Genomic DNA, 17,817 nt, shown 5'->3' on the forward strand with positions numbered 1-17,817 from the left:
ACTAATGATTAGAGATTTCATGTTAAGATTCTTTTCTAACAAAGTAAAAGATCATGATTTTTTGAAGGTGTTTACCAATGCGTCATATTTAACCATATCACAAGGGGTATCTTATTTGATACCCTTAATTACTTTAAGTTATGTTATATCTCTATTAGGATTAGAAAAATTTGGTCGTTACTCTGTAATTCTAATAACTGCGACATTACTTCAAGTCGTGACAGATTATGGTTTTATGTTTATCTCACCAAAAGAAATATCTATTGCAGGTGATAATAAGCAAAGAGTATCAGAAGTATATATATCAACCACTATATTAAAGTCGTTATTTCTACTGTTGATTTTTGTTTTTTATACAATAGTATGTTATTTAATAATAGATGAATATGATTTATTAATTAATTTTCTACTTGGTTATTTGATTGTAATATCACAATCTTTATATCCTACTTGGTTTTTCCAAGGGATACAGAAAATGAAAATAATAGCAGGACTTTCTATAATTGCAAAAATTATAAACTGCTTATTAGTTATATTTTTTTTGAAAATTAGTGCAGAGATAAATATTCTAATATTATCACAAGCTTTTCCAATGTTTGTTGTGTCATTTTATGCAAATTTAATTATAATAAAAAAATATATATATCTCGTGAAACCTTCTTGGACTTCGATTCGAACGTTATTTCTTGAAGGTAGTGGTTTATTTTTGGCCAATATATCATCAGCAATTCTTACAAACTCAACAATTCCTATACTATCTATATATGCAACTCCGACACAGTTAGGTGCGTATGCAGCAATTGAAAGGATAATAAAATCAATTTATACAATTTTTTTTCCTATATCACAAGCGATATATCCTTATAATTGTAAACGTTTCTCATATAGCCTGAGTGATGGAATTACTGCTGTAAAAAAAACCGGCATACCGATGGTGGTATTTGCTTTGATCACTAGTGTTTCTATTGTGATTACTTTTTATGTCATGAGAAATTATATTGATATATACATTTATCAATATGTATTAGTTGTAATTTTCCTAAGTCTATGGCTTATTGTCGGGGTGATTAATAATGTCTTAGGGATACAATTTCTATGCGCATACAATTGTAAGGATTTTTATAGTAAAGCTTTTTTTGTATCATCTTCATTAACGATACCTTTTATGTTTTGGTTTAGTTCTTGGATACCTGCAATCGGTACTTCGTTTGCCGTTTTGATGGGTGAATCATTACTAGGGGTAATACTTTTTATAAAGATCTACAATATTAATAAAAGGGTGAAATTAAGTGATTAATGTAGTTTTCTGTATAAGGAAAGACTGGAAGGAGCGTCCTGGAGGAGATGTGATTCAATTGGTTGAGACTAAGAACGCAATTGAGTCAGCGTATAAATGCTCTATTAACATTATCAGTGATCCGGATGAAATTTTGAATATTCACCCTGATATTGTCCACATATTCAATATGCAAACTTTTGAGGAAAGTAAGTTATTTCTTACAAAAGCAAAGCAAATCGGCGCATTTTGTGTTCTTTCTACCGTTTATTGGGATATGCATGATGCATTCTTTGTTAATGCAATGCAAAAAATGCATATTTATCCTAGTGGAAAATATTTTGAACTTTTAAAAAGAGTATTTCATTTAACGTGTAAAGTAAGTGTTTCTATTATTAATAAGCCATATTCGCTTACAAATAAGTATAGAAAAGATATGGCTAACTTTCTAGGGGAGTTTGATGCATGGTTACCGAATTCAGAAGAGGAGTATGAAATAATTCAGAGAGAGTTCAGATTAAAAAAGGAAAAATATATAGCCTTAAATGCCGTAAGTAATAATGTTTTTTGTTTTAATTATAATGAGAATAGAAATGGCATATTATGTGTTGGAAGATTTGAACCAATAAAAAATCAGTTATCTGTATGCAAAGCATTATTAAATACAGAACTCAATTTGATATTAATTGGAGCTGCTCACGCACATAATAAAGATTACTTAAAAAAAATACAAAAAGTCAATGCTGTTAATAATAATATTCACATAATCACTAAAAATATCGAGCAATATGAATTAAATAGTTATTACAATAAATGCCGTGTCCATGTATTAGCTTCTTTTCGTGAATCTCCTGGTTTAAGTTCATTAGAAGCTTTAGCCACCGGTGCAAATATTGTTGTATCTTCAAGCCAGTTTTGTCCAATTGATACTTACTTTAAAGAGATAATTGGGAAACATGTCTTTTTATGTAATCCATACTCCATAAGTTCTATAAGAAAAGCCATTGAGGATGCTTATAATGCACCGCTAATGCGTAAATCCATTAATAGATTTTCATGGGATCTAACAGCAAAGCAGACCTATTTGGCTTATCAAGAGATAATAAATAACAGAGATTGATATTAAAATGACTACAAAAATAATGTTAGTATTTGGTACAAGACCTGAAGCCATTAAAATGGCTCCTTTAGTAAATTTATTAAAAAGAGATTCTCGATATGAATGTAAGGTTTGTGTAACTGGTCAGCATAGAGAAATGTTACATAGTGTATTGGATTTATTTGATATTACACCAGATTACAATTTAAATATAATGCGGCCGGAACAAAGTTTATCGACAATTACAGTCGATATAATTAATGGTATGTCAGAAATATTTAAAAATTTCAAGCCAGAGCTAATAGCAATTCATGGTGACACGTCAACTTCATTCGCTGCCTCGTTATCAGCATACTATCATCAAATTAAAATTGCACATATTGAAGCTGGGCTCAGAACTGGCAATTTATATTCTCCTTGGCCTGAAGAGGGTAATAGAAAATTAACAGGAGTGCTTGCGGACTTCCATTTTTGCCCTACCGAATTAACTAAACAGAATTTAATTAGAGAAGGCGTTGAGTTAAACAAACTGTTTATAACAGGAAATACGGTAATTGATTCTTTAATTTATATAATTAATAAAATTAAAAAAGATGGTGAATTGCTAAATTACTTACATGAGAAATTTTCATTTATTGATCAATATCGCAAAATGATACTCATTACCGGTCATCGGCGTGAAAATTTTGGTACTGGATTTAAAAATATTTGTCAGGCTATAAAAAATCTCGCAATTAGTAATCCAGATATAATATTTGTTTATCCGGTTCATTTAAATCCTAATGTTCAAGAACCAGTCAATTATTACTTAAAAGATGTTGATAATGTAAAATTAATTCCACCTCAAGAATATCTTCCATTTGTTTATTTAATGGAACGTTCATATATTATCTTAACTGATTCAGGAGGTATTCAAGAAGAAGCTCCTTCCTTGGGCAAACCTGTTCTCGTTATGCGTGAAACTACTGAAAGGCTAGAAGCTTTAAATGCGGGTACCGTGAAGTTAGTTGGTACAAATTATGATACTATCATTAAGGAATTTGAGTATCTAATGAACGATAAGTCACATTATGAAAGTATGTCAAAATCTACTAATCCATACGGAAATGGTAATTCATCAATTAAAATTAAAGAAATAATTGATAATTATTTTTTTAATTCCTTACAAGGATGAGAATATGAATAAACCTAAAGTTGCTGTTTTACTGGCTACATACAATGGAGAGTGTTGGATCAGTGCACAAATCGATAGCATTCTTGCACAAAGAGATGTCGACGTTACAATTTATATAAGTGATGATTGCTCAACTGATAAAACAAAAGAGATTTGCAGTAACTATTCAGAAAGATTTAATAATATTAAGCTACTTTCAAATTCAGAACGGATGGGGGGCGCAAGTGCTAATTTTTTCCGATTATTGCTTTCAAATGAGTATGATCAACATGATTTTGTTGCTTTATCTGATCAAGATGATATTTGGAAAGAAAACAAACTTATTCATGCAATTAAACAAATTGGAACTGACGGCTTTTATTCCAGTAATGTAACTGCATTTTATAGCGATGGAAGACAAGTTTTAATAAATAAATCCCAGAAGATGACCTCCTATGATTATTTTTTTGAAGGTGGGGGGCCCGGTTGTACTTACGTCTTTTCAGTTGAAAATGCATTCAAACTTAGGGAATTTCTAGTTAAACATGTTAATATTCTTAAAAATATAACCTATCATGATTGGTTTATATATGCTTTTGCAAGATCAAATAATTATAAATGGATCATTGATCCTTGGCCCTCAATGTATTACCGACAGCACAGCAATAATCAAATAGGTGCTAACTCTTCTTTTGGTGGAATCATTAAAAGATTAAAAATGATTAGATCAAAATGGTATAGAAAACAAGTAACTTTGATCGCTAATACTTTAGAAGCAGCGGATTCTTCTAAAATACAAAAAAATCTCAATAGAAATTACTATGGAAATCTATTGTTTTCAGTTAACTTTTATAAGTTGCGACGCTCATATAAAGATAAGATTTTTATTTTAATCTTTATGTTGTTGTATCTATTTTGATTATGATAATTATATAAGATGGAACATATGAACAGAGTTTACTGTTTGAATACAACTTTCTTAAACCCATTAATTCCTATATTATTAATGGTAGCTGTTTTCATATTATCATCTTTTTTGTATAAGGTTGATAGTAGTTCACTTGTTATTATTATCTCAACCTTCTTGGTTATTTCCTTTATCCCATTATCATTCTGTTTTTCAAGTAAATATTATGTCAATACATCAAACCTAAGTCTGAAGTCATTTCCGTTACCGTATACGACAACAATCATTATAATTCTATCAAGCAGTGTTGAATATTTTAAGTTAGGAATTCCTCTTTTTGGACATGTTATATATGCAGAGTTTGGGTATCCTTTTTTGCACCATGTTTCAGTTATGTCATGGTTATTATTATTTACATGTAATTCCTTTAAGAATAGAATAATTTTTATACTTGTAATGGTTTTTGCATTTGTTAATCCATTGTTGATGATTAATCGTGATTTAATGCTATTAACTTGTTTTGTTTTTATTTTTATCCTTTTAGGAAAACGAAAGGTTAGTCTAAAACCGATACTTATTTTAGGGAGTATATTTCTTTTTGTTTTTGGTTTGATCGGTGAATACAGAAGTCCAGGTGTAATACATACAGTTGATTTACCTTTTTCTTTCAACTATGAAAAAATGCCAGCAACGATAGCATGGCTTTTTCTATATTTTACTTCTTCTAGTTTTAATATGTATTATAATATTAAAACATTAGGCTTGAATTTATATGCAAGTAATATAAATGTTTTCCCAGAACCCTATTACTGGTCATCTTTTTTTGATAGCTTTATTTTTTTTCCTATTGTCATTATTTTGTATTTTATTTTACTGTTATCAATTAGACATTATCTTTTAACAAAAAAGACTTCAGAATTAACATTGGCATTATACCTTTATTGTATCTACCAAGTGTATACGGGATTATTTGCTGTAAAAGTTTTTAATACACATACATTATTTGTTATGCTTTTTCTAGGAGTAATCCAATTCTGTAATATTCTTTTACCTAAAAAGAGACGTTCATAACATGCATAAACAAAGAGTAGCTATTCTCCTATCTCATTATAATGGAAGTGATTATTTAAGAGAACAGTTAAATTCTATTCTCAACCAGAATGCAGATAATTTTTCTATTGATATATATGTCAGGGATGATGGTTCTAATAATGTTAATTTGGTAAACCTTCGGCAAATGACATCCTGTTTACCTATTAATGTTTTTGAGGGAAGCAATATAGGTGTGACTAAAAGTTTTTTTACTCTCTTGGAGCAGGTTGATTCATATGATTATTATGCCTTTTGCGATCAGGATGATGTTTGGCTTGATGATAAAATTTCAAGCGCAGTGACCATGATGAAGGATTCCGAAGGTCCAGTATTATACTGTTCAGCTTATACCTTGGTTGATGCAAAATTAAATTTGATAAATTTTGAAAATCACGTCAATGATTCTTTTGAAAATGCATTATTTAAAAACTTTTGCACAGGTTGTACATGTTTGATAAATAATAAGTTACGCTCGATTATTTTGAAAACTGATTATACTAAAAATGTACCAATGCACGATTGGTGGATGTTGATGGTTGCATATTTAACAGGAACGGTTATTTTTGATCAACAATCCCATATCCTTTATCGGCAACATGGAGGTAATGTTGTCGGTGGTCGAACTAGTTTTATAAAAAAAACAAGAAGATTTATGTTTAATATTTTATCTAATGATGAAACCAGATCAAAAATGTATCAGCAACTATTGATAAGTAAAGAATTGTATAATTCTGAGAAAGTAGCGTTATTGGAGCTTATACTGAACAGTAAAAGAAATATTTTTCTTAGAATTAAGTTGGTTATGGGCTTAGGGGTTAAATATGCTAAGAAATACGAAAGTATTCTAGTTAAGTTTCTTATTTTAATTGGTAGGTTCTAATATACCTTAAATAGCTGCGCGGAATAGTAGATCACTTTAAGGGAACTTAGCCCGGATTGTTTGATCTGATCAATCACCAAATCAAAACAAATCACCAACCGGACTGAGCGATGCCGATCATAGCACCAATTCCCCGTGACGAACGACGCCTGATGCAGAAAGCAATCCAGAAAACGCACGATAAAAATTATGCCCGCAGACTGATGGCCATACTGATGCTGCATCGGGCGACCTCGTTAGCGATGTTGGCAGAATGCTCTGCCGTGGCAGTTCCTTCGTCGGACGCTGAATTAATTGGTTCACGCTGTCGGGTGTTGCAAGACTGAAATCATTATCTGCCGGACGACCCCACGCTGGCCTTTTGAGCATATCTGCACTTTATTACGTGAGCTGGTAAACATGCTCACGGCGATTTTGGCTACCAGCGCTCAGGCTTGAGTACAGAACTTCTGGCAATAAAAATCAATGAGATAACCGGCTGCCAGTTATATGCCGGGACCGTTTGCCGCTGGTTGCCGTCTGCAGGGCTTGTGTGGCGAAGGGCCGCACCAACCCTGCGTATCAGTGACCCGCATAAAGATGAAAAGATGGCGGCAATCCACAAAGCACTGGACGAATGCTGCGCAGAGCATCCGGTCTTTTATGAAGATGAAGTGTATATCCATCTTAATCCCAAAATCGGTGCAGACTGGCAGCTACGTGGACAACAGAAACGCGTGGTAACACCGGGGCAGAAGGAAAAATATTATCTGGCCGGCAACAGCAAAAGTTCAACGCTGTTCATCAGCCTGCTGAAGCGGCTTAAAGCGACATACCGTCGGGCGAAAACCATCACGCTGATCGTGGACAACTACATTATCCATAAAAGCCGGGAAACACAGCGCTGGCTGAAGGAGAACCGAAGTTCAGAGTTATTTATCAGCCGGTTTACTCGCCATTGGTGCATCATGTAGAACGGCTATGGCAGGCACTTCGCGACACAATAACGCGCAATCATCAGTGCCGGTCAATATGGCAACTGCTGAAAAAAGTTCGCCATGTTATGGAAACCGTCAGCCATGCCCTAAGGCAAACATGGGCTGGCAAAAGTGTAGCGGTATTAGGCGCAGCTATTTATAAGATTATAAAACTAATCTATTTAACTTAAAATTTACTACCTATAAACTCATAGTTGAATCGAAATTTAATTCTTAAACTACACCTCTTCATGATCCCCCTGACTGGAGTAAACAATGTCAAAGCAACAGATCGGCGTAGTCGGTATGGCAGTGATGGGGCGCAACCTTGCGCTCAACATCGAAAGCCGTGGTTATACCGTCTCTATTTTCAACCGTTCCCGTGAGAAGACGGAAGAAGTGATTGCCGAAAATCCAGGCAAAAAACTGGTTCCTTACTATACGGTGAAAGAGTTTGTTGAATCTCTGGAAACGCCTCGTCGCATCCTGTTAATGGTGAAAGCAGGTGCAGGCACGGATGCTGCTATTGATTCCCTCAAGCCTTACCTCGATAAAGGTGACATCATCATTGATGGTGGCAATACCTTCTTCCAGGACACCATTCGTCGTAACCGTGAACTTTCTGCCGAAGGCTTTAACTTCATTGGTACCGGTGTCTCCGGTGGTGAAGAAGGCGCGCTGAAAGGTCCTTCTATTATGCCTGGTGGGCAGAAAGAAGCCTATGAACTGGTTGTACCAATCCTGACCAAAATCGCCGCAGTAGCTGAAGACGGGGAGCCATGCGTTACCTATATTGGTGCCGATGGTGCAGGTCACTATGTGAAGATGGTTCACAACGGTATTGAATACGGCGATATGCAGCTGATTGCTGAAGCCTATTCTCTGCTTAAAGGTGGCCTGAATCTTTCCAACGAAGAACTGGCGCAGACCTTTACCGAGTGGAATAACGGTGAACTGAGCAGCTACCTGATCGACATCACCAAAGATATCTTCACCAAAAAAGATGAAGACGGTAACTACCTGGTTGATGTGATCCTGGATGAAGCAGCAAACAAAGGTACGGGCAAATGGACCAGCCAGAGTGCGCTGGATCTTGGCGAACCGCTGTCGCTGATTACCGAGTCTGTTTTTGCACGTTATATCTCTTCTCTGAAAGATCAGCGTGTTGCCGCGTCTAAAGTTCTCTCTGGTCCGCAAGCGCAGCCAGCAGGCGACAAAGCTGAGTTCATCGAAAAAGTTCGTCGTGCGCTGTATCTGGGCAAAATCGTTTCTTACGCGCAGGGTTTCTCTCAGCTGCGTGCTGCGTCTGAAGAGTACAACTGGGATCTGAACTACGGCGAAATCGCGAAGATTTTCCGTGCTGGCTGCATCATCCGTGCGCAGTTCCTGCAGAAAATCACCGATGCTTATGCCGAAAATCCGCAGATCGCTAACCTGCTGCTGGCTCCGTACTTCAAGCAAATTGCCGATGACTACCAGCAGGCGCTGCGTGATGTCGTTGCTTATGCAGTACAGAACGGTATCCCGGTTCCGACCTTCGCGGCAGCGGTTGCCTATTATGACAGCTACCGCGCCGTAGTTCTGCCTGCAAACCTGATCCAGGCACAGCGTGACTATTTCGGTGCGCATACTTATAAGCGCATTGATAAAGAAGGTGTGTTCCATACTGAATGGCTGGATTAATCTGATTTAACCAACAATAAAATTGAGGCCCGGCGTATATTGCACCGGGCTTTTTTTTGCCAAATATCTTATAGACTAAATTTCACTGCTTAATATTAACTTAATAAATATCAGCTATTCTTATAAAGAAAATCTGAATTGTTTTTCGTTGCGTTGACCATCTGACAACGTAGCGTTAAAACTTTTAGCTCTTATCAGGATGCTAAAAACATCATGATTCACAGTTAAGTTAATTCTGAGAGCATGAAATGAAAATCACCATTTCCGGTACTGGCTATGTAGGCTTATCAAACGGGCTTCTAATCGCACAAAATCATGAGGTTGTGGCATTAGATATTTTACCGTCACGCGTTGCTATGCTGAATGATCGGATATCTCCTATTGTCGATAAGGAAATTCAGCAGTTTTTGCAATCAGATAAAATACACTTTAATGCCACATTAGATAAAAATGAAGCCTACCGGGGTGCTGATTATGTCATCATCGCCACTCCAACCGACTATGATCCTAAAACTAATTATTTCAATACATCCAGTGTAGAATCAGTAATTAAAGACGTAGTTGAGATAAACCCTTATGCGGTTATGGTCATCAAATCAACGGTTCCCGTTGGTTTTACCGCAGCGATGCATAAAAAATATCGTACTGAAAATATTATATTCTCCCCAGAATTTCTCCGTGAGGGTAAAGCCCTTTACGATAACCTTCATCCGTCACGTATTGTCATCGGTGAGCGTTCAGAACGCGCAGAACGTTTTGCTGCGTTGTTACAGGAAGGCGCGATTAAGCAAAATATCCCGACCCTGTTTACCGACTCCACTGAAGCAGAAGCGATTAAACTTTTCGCTAATACCTATCTGGCGATGCGCGTGGCGTACTTTAACGAACTGGATAGCTATGCAGAAAGTTTGGGTCTGAATACGCGTCAGATTATCGAAGGTGTTTGTCTCGACCCGCGTATCGGCAACCATTACAACAATCCGTCGTTTGGTTATGGTGGTTATTGTTTGCCGAAAGATACCAAACAGTTACTGGCGAATTATCAGTCTGTGCCGAATAACCTGATTTCGGCAATTGTCGATGCTAACCGCACGCGTAAAGATTTTATTGCCGATGCCATTTTGTCACGCAAGCCGCAAGTGGTGGGTATTTATCGTCTGATTATGAAGAGCGGTTCAGACAACTTCCGCGCGTCTTCCATTCAGGGGATTATGAAACGTATCAAGGCGAAAGGCGTTGAAGTCATCATTTACGAACCGGTGATGAAAGAAAACTCATTCTTCAACTCTCGCCTGGAACGAGATCTCGCCACTTTCAAACAACAAGCTGACGTCATTATCTCCAATCGTATGGCAGAAGAGCTTAAGGATGTGGCAGATAAGGTATACACCCGCGATCTCTTTGGCAGCGACTAACATCTTGTTATCAGGGCTATTTACGCCCTGATTGTCTTTTGTTACTTCCTCAACAATTCTTTATTTTTATCACTTATCCTATAGCATTCACGAGGATTATCGCTAAACTATGCGGACTTGGAAATTTCCGTCAGTTAGGGTAATGATGAGAGTAGAAAATAATAATGTTTCTGGGCAAAACCATGACCCGGAACAGATTGATTTGATTGATTTACTAGTGCAGTTGTGGCGTGGCAAGATGACAATCATCATTTCCGTCATTGTGGCTATTGCCCTGGCTATTGGATATTTGGTAGTAGCGAAGGAGAAATGGACGTCAACAGCAATTATCACTCAGCCCGACGTGGGGCAAATTGCTGGCTATAACAATGCCATGAATGTTATCTATGGTCAGGCTGCACCTAAAGTGCCGGATTTACAGGAGGCGTTAATTGGTCGCTTCAGTTCTGCCTTCTCTGCATTAGCAGAAACGCTGGATAATCAGAAAGAACCAGAAAAACTTACCATCGAACCTTCTGTAAAGAACCAGCAATTACCATTGACTGTTTCTTATGTTGGGCAAACTGCAGAGGACGCACAAATGAAATTGGCCCAATACATTCAGCAAGTTGATGATAAAGTAAATCAAGAGCTAGAAAAGGATCTCAAGGACAACCTTGCTTTGGGACGGAAAAACTTGCAGGACTCTTTAAGAACTCAGGAAGTGGTTGCGCAGGCGCAGAAAGATCTGCGTATCCGTCAGATTCAGGAAGCGTTGCAGTATGCGAATCAGGCGCAGGTGACAAAACCGCAGATTCAACAGACTGGCGAAGATATCACACAAGATACGTTGTTCCTTTTGGGGAGCGAAGCGCTGGAGTCGATGATTAAGCATGAGGCAACTCGTCCGTTGGTGTTTTCGCCAGACTACTATCAGACTCGTCAAAACCTGCTGGATATCGAAAACTTAAAGGTTGACGATCTTGATATTCATGCTTACCGTTATGTGATGAAACCGACGTTACCTATTCGTCGCGATAGCCCGAAAAAGGCAATTACCTTGATTCTGGCGGTGCTGCTGGGCGGCATGGTTGGCGCGGGGATTGTGTTGGGGCGTAATGCTCTGCGTAATTACAACTCGAAGTAATCTTTTCGGTTTTAAAGAAAATGGGCAGGGTGGTGACACCTTGCCCGTTTTTTTTGCCGGATGCGACGACAATATCGCATCCGCTTACCCCGCAACTCACTGATGCCGTTTACGCAGGTTCTCAATCACCGTCGTTAAGTCCAGATCCTGATCCTGCAATAGCACCAGCAGGTGATACATCAAATCAGATGCCTCGTTGGTCAGCTCAAAGCGGTCATGTACTGTCGCTGCCAGTGCGGTTTCCACGCCTTCTTCGCCCACTTTCTGCGCAATGCGCTTGGTGCCGCTGGCATACAGTTTGGCGGTATAGGAGGTTTCCGGGTCGGCAGATTTACGTTCGGCGAGCAGTTGTTCCAGTTGATACAGGAACAGCCACTGGTGAGCGGTGTCGCCGAAGCAGCTGCTGGTGCCTTTGTGGCAGGTCGGGCCGATGGGATTCGCCAGCAACAGTAACGTGTCGTTGTCGCAGTCCGGCGTAATATTTACTACGTTGAGGAAATTGCCCGACGTTTCGCCTTTGGTCCACAGTCGCTGTTTAGTGCGCGAGAAGAAGGTGACTTTACCGCTTTCGATGGTTTTGTCCAGGGCTTGCGGGTTCATATAGCCCAGCATTAACACTTCACCGGATACCGCGTGTTGCACAATCACCGGCATAAGTCCGTCGGTTTTTTCCCAGTCCAGTTCGCGACGTTGTTGTTCTGTTAACATATCCTGATCTCCACGCCCTGTGTTGCCAGGTACGCTTTTAATTCACCAATATTGATTATTTGTTTGTGGAATACGGAAGCTGCCAGCGCGCCGTCAACGTCGGCATCGCGGAAGGCTTCGAGGAAGTGTTCCATGGTGCCCGCGCCACCGGAGGCAATCAGCGGGACGTGGCAAACTTCACGCACTTTTTTCAGCTGCTCGAGGTCGTAACCGTTACGCACACCGTCCTGATTCATCATGTTGAGGACGATTTCTCCGGCACCGCGTTTTTGCACTTCCTCTACCCAGTCGAGTGTTTCCCACTGAGTGACGCGGGTGCGGCTTTCATCGCCGGTATATTGATTCACATGATATTTACCGGTTTCGCCGTCGTACCAGGTATCAATACCGACCACAATACACTGCACGCCAAAGCGATCCGCCAGGCGAGTAATTAACGTCGGGTCCGCCAGTGCAGGGGAGTTAATGGAGATTTTATCCGCGCCAAAGGAAAGAATTTTCGCGGCATCTTCCAGAGACTTAATCCCACCCGCCACGCAGAACGGGATGTCGATCACTTCTGCTACGCGAGATACCCAGCTTTTATCTACCACACGGCCATCGCTGGAAGCGGTGATATCGTAGAACACCAGTTCGTCTGCACCTTCTTCAGCGTAGCGTTTTGCCAGCGGCACGATATCGCCAATGATTTCATGGTTGCGAAACTGTACGCCTTTCACCACCTGACCATCACGAACGTCGAGACACGGAATTATGCGTTTTGCCAGCATGCGATGGCCTCCTTCACGGTGAATTTACCTTCCAGTAATGCACGACCAACTATTACGCCGCGCACGCCAGTACCACGCAGGGCAGCAACATCGTTAATGTCGCCAATACCGCCGGAGGACTGAAATGCCACCTGCGGGTATCTGGCGCACACTTCTTCATATAAAGAGACGTTAGAGCCTGCCAGCGTGCCGTCGCGCGAGATATCGGTACACAGCACATGTTTCAGGCCGACGGGCAGATAGGTTTCCACCAGTTGTTCCAGTGAAACGCCCGAGTTCTCTTGCCAGCCGCTGACCGCCACCTGCTTGTTGCCTTGCTCGTCAATACGGACATCCAGCGCCAGCACTAAGGCATCGGCACCGAAGCGTTCAAACCAGCCTTTCACAATTTCTGGTGATTTTACCGCGGTGGAGCCGACCACCACGCGCGCAACGCCTGCTTCAAGTAACACCGCCACATCTTCTTCGCTACGCACGCCACCGCCAACCTGCACCGGAACGTTAACGCCCGCGACCAGGGTTTTAATCAGCGGGATTTGACGTTTTGCCGGATCTTTTGCCCCGGTCAGATCCACCAGATGCAACACTTCGGCACCTTGCGCAGCGTAATCCTGTAAGCGTGGCAGCGGGTCGTTACCGTAATCGCGTTGTTTGCCGTAATCGCCCTGATGGAGACGCACCACAGTGCCGTCAATTAAATCTAATGCCGGAATAATCATCACATCTCCAGGAAGTTTTTCAGCAACTTAGCGCCAGCGGCACCAGAACGCTCCGGGTGGAACTGCACGCCGTAGAAGTTATCTTTTTGTACTGCCGCGGTGAACGGTTCGCCGTAATTACACTGGGCGATGGTCCACGGATTGACTGGCATTGCGTAGCTGTGAACAAAGTAAAAGTACGCGCCGTCTTCAATCCCCTGAAACAGGCGGTTGCCTGCCTGCGGGTAAACGCGGTTCCAGCCCATATGTGGCAGTGGCAGACCAAAGTCGGTCATTTTCGGCACGTCTTCGTCGATGATGCCCAGCAAGTCGACGCCGTTGCTCTCTTCGCTGCGCCGCCCCAGCAGTTGCATCCCTAAGCAGATGCCCAGCACCGGTTGGGTACAGGCTTTGATGAGATCAAACAGCTCGCGCTCACGCACCTGATCCATCGCTGCTTGTGCGGTGCCAACGCCGGGTAAAAATAGTTTATCGGCCAGCAACACGACGTCCGGGTCACGGCTGACTTTGGGTTCATAACCGTGGCGCGCAATGGCAGACTTCACCGAGTTCAGATTGGCGCAGCCAGTATCAAGGATCACCACGTTCATTACAGCACTCCTTTCGACGAGGGCAGGGTGTCGCCTTCCACGCGGATGGCCTGGCGCAGGGTGCGACCAAAGGCTTTGAACAGACTCTCTACACGGTGATGATCGTTTTTACCTTTGGTTTTCAGGTGTAGCGTCACGCCCATGGTGTATGAGAGCGAACGGAAGAAGTGCTCGATCATTTCGGTGCTGAGATCGCCCACGCGCTGGTAGGTAAACTCGGCTTTATATTCCAGGTGCGGGCGACCAGAGATATCCAGCGCGCAGCGGGCAAGGCATTCGTCCATCGGTAGCACAAAACCAAAGCGGCAAATACCGCGTTTGTCTCCGAGGGCGATTTTTAGCGCTTCGCCCAGCGCCAGGCCGGTATCTTCGACGGTGTGGTGATCGTCGATATAGAGGTCGCCTTTGACGTTGATTTCCATGCGGAAACCGCCGTGGGTGGCGATCTGATCCAGCATGTGATCAAAGAAGCCAACACCGGTGTTAATCTTGCTGCCACCTTCGCGATCCAGCCACACCTGGACGTCAATTTGCGTCTCTTTGGTGTTGCGCACTACATGGGCGTAACGGTCTCGTTTAGTGAGTTGCTCGCCAATCATCGGCCAGTTCAGGATTTCGCGGTCGTAGCGTAAACCATTAATGCCCATGTTTTCCGCCAGTTGAATGTCGGTCGCGCGATCGCCAATCACATAACTGTTGGCACGGTCCATCGCTTGCTCAGCCAGATAACGCTCCACCAGTTTTACTTTCGGCTTACGGCAGTCGCACTCATCGGCGGGCAGGTGAGGGCAAATCAGCACTTCATCAAACTGCACGCCCTGTGAGGTGAAGATCTGCATCATCAGGTTGTGCGGGCCATCGAAATCCGCCTGCGGGAAACTTTGTGTTCCCAGACCATCCTGATTAGTGATCATCACCAGCTTGTAGCCCGCTTTTTGCAGCTTCAGCAGTTCCGGGATCACGCCCGGTTCAAAGGCGAGTTTGTCAAAACGGTCCACCTGAAAATCACTCGGCGGTTCGCTAATCAGGGTTCCATCGCGATCGATAAAAAGATACTTCTGACTCATCAAACTTGCTCCGCACGTAAGGCGTCAATGACGCGCTGGCTTTCTTCACGGGTTCCGACGGTAATTCGCAGGCAGCCGCTTAAAGAGAGTTGTTTATTCTGATCACGTAAGATAATGCCCTGATCCCACAAAGATTTAAACACTGCACTGGAGGCTTTAAAGCGCGCCAGAATGTAGTTGGTTTCAGAGTCAAAAACCTGCTCCACGCAGGGGATCTCTTTCAATGCGGCAATCAGATATTCGCGTTCTGCAATAATTTGCGCCACCCGCTCACGCATGGCGACGATCCCCTGCGGGCTTAACGCCTGGGCCGCAATGTCGGCAACCGGCGTCGAGAGCGGGTAGGGGGCGATCACTTTCATTAACAGGTTGATGACCTCTTCGTTTGCCAGCGTAAATCCGCAACGAAGCCCCGCCAGAGCAAAAGCTTTCGACAGTGTGCGCAAAATAGCCAGGTGCGGATATTCCGCCAGCCAGCCAGCCAGCGATGCCTGTGGACAAAACTCTATATAGGCTTCATCGGCAACCACAATCGCCTTACCGCGCGTTAACTCCAGCAGGGTGCGAAAATCCTGCGGGTTGATCAGTTGCCCGGTCGGGTTGTTGGGGCTGCAAACATAGACCACTTTTACGCCGTCCAGCTTGTCGGAAATGCCCTGTAAGTCCAGTTGCCAGTTGTCCAGCGTCGGCACTGTGCGGCACTCGACGCCAATCGTTTCGGCGCTGACGCTGTACATGCCGTACGTTGGCGGGCAGTAGAGGATGGCGTCTTTACCCGGTTCGCAAAAAGCGCGAATCAGCAGTTCAATACCTTCGTCCGCGCCACGGCTGACCAGCACCTGCTCCGGTTTTACGCCTGCATATTGCGCGTAATTTTCAATCACCGCTTTCGGCTGGCATTCCGGGTAGCGGTTGAGCGTTTGCTGAGTAAGCTGAAACTCCACGGCAGTGGGGTATTCGTTGGCGTTCAGCCAGACATCGCCGTTACCGCCCAGACGACGCGCTGACTGATACGGCGTCAGGTTGCGGACGTTTTCACGCGCTAAATCGGTAATAGTCACGGTGCTCATGCTTGCTCCTTAAGGGCGTTAACACGCAAAGTAACGGCATTTTTATGGGCGGTCAGGCGCTCGGCGGAGGCCAGTGTTTCAATGGTCGAAGCCAGCGCGGAAAAGCCTTCTTTCGAGAGTTCCTGCACGGTCATGCGCTTCTGGAAATCTGCCAGCCCGAGGCTGGAACAGGTGGCGGTGTAACCGTAAGTCGGTAGAACATGGTTAGTGCCAGAGGCATAGTCGCCTGCCGATTCCGGTGACCAGTCACCAAGAAATACCGAACCGGCGCTGGTGATGCCATCGACCAGTTCGCGGGCGTTGCGGGTCTGAATGATCAGGTGCTCCGGGCCGTACTGGTTGGAAATCTCTACGCACTGCGCTAAATCTTTAGTCACGATCAGGCGGCTGGCGCTCAGTGCCTGACGTGCGGTTTCGGCACGCGGCAGTTCTGCCAGCTGGCGTTCGACAGCTTCGGCAACGCGACGCGCCATATCAGCATCGGGCGTCAGTAAAATCACCTGAGAGTCCGGGCCGTGTTCTGCCTGAGAAAGCAAATCAGAAGCCACGAAATCTGGCGTAGCGCCGCTGTCGGCAATCACCAGCACTTCCGACGGGCCTGCGGGCATATCGATCGCCGCACCGTCCAGACGCTGGCTTACCTGGCGTTTTGCCTCGGTGACAAAGGCGTTGCCTGGCCCGAAGATTTTGTCCACTTTTGGCACAGATTCAGTACCAAACGCCAGTGCGGCAATGGCCTGTGCGCCGCCGACGTTAAACACGTCCTGTACACCGCACAGCTGCGCCGCATAAAGGATCTCATCGGCAATCGGCGGCGGTGAGCACAGCACCACTTTTTTACAGCCCGCAATACGCGCCGGAGTTGCCAACATTAATACCGTTGAGAAGAGCGGGGCGGAGCCGCCAGGAATATACAAACCAACTGAAGCTACCGGGCGCGTGACTTGCTTGCAACGTACGCCTGGCTGCGTTTCTACATCTACCGGCGGTAGTTTTTGCGCAGTGTGGAAGGTTTCAATATTTTTTACTGCCACCGCCATCGCCTGTTTTAGCTCGTCGCTAAGGCGTTCGCTGGCGGCGGCGATCTCCTCAGCAGACACCTTCAGCGCGGTAACCGTGGTTTTATCAAACTTCGCGCTGTATTCCCGCAGGGCGTCATCGCCGCGTGCTTTCACGTTATCGAGAATATCGTTAACGGTGCGGGTAATGCTTTCAGAAGCGGAGATCGCCGGGCGCATTAACAGCTGGCGTTGTTGCTTTGCAGTACAGCTATTCCAGTCAATGATTGTGTTAAAGCTCATGGCGA

Annotated in this window: 16 protein-coding genes and 1 pseudogene; 10 read left to right on the forward strand and 7 right to left on the reverse strand. The window is 43.2% G+C overall.

The annotated features are described in order from the left end of the window. Window positions 1-4: 4 nt before the first annotated feature. The 10 genes and pseudogenes from wzx to wzzB all read left to right on the forward strand — a co-directional run bounded on the left by wzx (window position 5) and on the right by wzzB (window position 11,587). Window positions 5-1,297 (forward strand): O154 family O-antigen flippase, encoded by a 1,293-nt coding sequence (gene wzx / locus ACU8XX_RS08885; RefSeq protein ID WP_158227894.1) that lies wholly within the window; start codon window positions 5-7, stop codon window positions 1,295-1,297. Next, window positions 1,290-2,396 (forward strand): glycosyltransferase, encoded by a 1,107-nt coding sequence (locus tag ACU8XX_RS08890; protein WP_024192789.1) that lies wholly within the window; start codon window positions 1,290-1,292, stop codon window positions 2,394-2,396. The genes wzx and ACU8XX_RS08890 overlap by 8 nt, the downstream gene beginning before the upstream one ends. Window positions 2,397-2,403: 7 nt before the next feature. Continuing rightward, window positions 2,404-3,549 (forward strand): non-hydrolyzing UDP-N-acetylglucosamine 2-epimerase, encoded by a 1,146-nt coding sequence (gene wecB, locus ACU8XX_RS08895; protein ID WP_001598534.1) that lies wholly within the window; start codon window positions 2,404-2,406, stop codon window positions 3,547-3,549. 4 nt (window positions 3,550-3,553) lie between these two features. Then, entirely contained in the window at window positions 3,554-4,447 is an 894-nt protein-coding gene (locus ACU8XX_RS08900) for a glycosyltransferase (protein WP_240765453.1), read from the forward strand. Between the two features lie 18 nt (window positions 4,448-4,465). Beyond that, window positions 4,466-5,506, forward strand: coding sequence for an O154 family O-antigen polymerase (wzy, locus tag ACU8XX_RS08905; protein ID WP_158642113.1), 1,041 nt, complete (start codon window positions 4,466-4,468; stop codon window positions 5,504-5,506). 1 nt (window position 5,507) lies between these two features. Continuing rightward, window positions 5,508-6,407 carry a glycosyltransferase family 2 protein gene (locus ACU8XX_RS08910; protein ID WP_001598530.1) on the forward strand — a complete coding sequence of 300 codons (900 nt, stop codon included), beginning with the start codon at window positions 5,508-5,510 and terminating at the stop codon, window positions 6,405-6,407. Window positions 6,408-6,517: 110 nt separating this feature from the next. Next, window positions 6,518-7,501: pseudogene (locus tag ACU8XX_RS08915) on the forward strand (IS630 family transposase). A 138-nt stretch (window positions 7,502-7,639) separates the two neighbouring features. Beyond that, window positions 7,640-9,046 carry an NADP-dependent phosphogluconate dehydrogenase gene (gene gndA, locus ACU8XX_RS08920; protein WP_001598526.1) on the forward strand — a complete coding sequence of 469 codons (1,407 nt, stop codon included), beginning with the start codon at window positions 7,640-7,642 and terminating at the stop codon, window positions 9,044-9,046. A gap of 248 nt (window positions 9,047-9,294) precedes the next feature. Beyond that, window positions 9,295-10,461, forward strand: coding sequence for a UDP-glucose 6-dehydrogenase (ugd, locus tag ACU8XX_RS08925; protein WP_001598525.1), 1,167 nt, complete (start codon window positions 9,295-9,297; stop codon window positions 10,459-10,461). A 145-nt stretch (window positions 10,462-10,606) separates the two neighbouring features. Continuing rightward, a complete protein-coding gene (wzzB, locus tag ACU8XX_RS08930; protein ID WP_032170033.1) occupies window positions 10,607-11,587 on the forward strand; it encodes an LPS O-antigen chain length determinant protein WzzB in 981 nt (326 codons plus the stop codon). Between the two features lie 96 nt (window positions 11,588-11,683). Here wzzB and hisIE read toward each other — a convergent pair whose 3' ends face one another. From hisIE to hisD, 7 genes are read right to left on the reverse strand one after another with little or no spacing between them, the layout of a single operon-like run. Beyond that, on the reverse strand, window positions 11,684-12,295 hold the full coding sequence (gene hisIE / locus ACU8XX_RS08935; RefSeq protein ID WP_000954919.1) for a bifunctional phosphoribosyl-AMP cyclohydrolase/phosphoribosyl-ATP diphosphatase HisIE: 612 nt from the start codon (window positions 12,293-12,295) through the stop codon (window positions 11,684-11,686). Next, window positions 12,289-13,065 (reverse strand): imidazole glycerol phosphate synthase subunit HisF, encoded by a 777-nt coding sequence (hisF, locus tag ACU8XX_RS08940; RefSeq protein WP_000880192.1) that lies wholly within the window; start codon window positions 13,063-13,065, stop codon window positions 12,289-12,291. The genes hisIE and hisF overlap by 7 nt, the downstream gene beginning before the upstream one ends. Next, window positions 13,047-13,784, reverse strand: a complete 738-nt coding sequence (gene hisA / locus ACU8XX_RS08945) for a 1-(5-phosphoribosyl)-5-[(5-phosphoribosylamino)methylideneamino]imidazole-4-carboxamide isomerase (RefSeq protein ID WP_001610382.1) — start codon at window positions 13,782-13,784, stop codon at window positions 13,047-13,049. Before hisA ends, hisF begins: the two co-directional genes overlap by 19 nt. Continuing rightward, window positions 13,784-14,374, reverse strand: a complete 591-nt coding sequence (gene hisH / locus ACU8XX_RS08950; RefSeq protein WP_001103560.1) for an imidazole glycerol phosphate synthase subunit HisH — start codon at window positions 14,372-14,374, stop codon at window positions 13,784-13,786. Before hisH ends, hisA begins: the two co-directional genes overlap by 1 nt. After that, complete coding sequence (gene hisB / locus ACU8XX_RS08955; protein WP_000080085.1) at window positions 14,374-15,441, reverse strand: bifunctional histidinol-phosphatase/imidazoleglycerol-phosphate dehydratase HisB; 1,068 nt, start codon at window positions 15,439-15,441, stop codon at window positions 14,374-14,376. The genes hisH and hisB overlap by 1 nt, the downstream gene beginning before the upstream one ends. Then, window positions 15,441-16,511, reverse strand: coding sequence for a histidinol-phosphate transaminase (gene hisC, locus ACU8XX_RS08960; protein WP_000108940.1), 1,071 nt, complete (start codon window positions 16,509-16,511; stop codon window positions 15,441-15,443). Before hisC ends, hisB begins: the two co-directional genes overlap by 1 nt. After that, a complete protein-coding gene (gene hisD / locus ACU8XX_RS08965) occupies window positions 16,508-17,812 on the reverse strand; it encodes a histidinol dehydrogenase (protein WP_032170028.1) in 1,305 nt (434 codons plus the stop codon). The genes hisC and hisD overlap by 4 nt, the downstream gene beginning before the upstream one ends. Window positions 17,813-17,817: the final 5 nt, after the last annotated feature.

It is taken from the genome of Escherichia sp. MAL-1, from assembly GCF_052948035.1.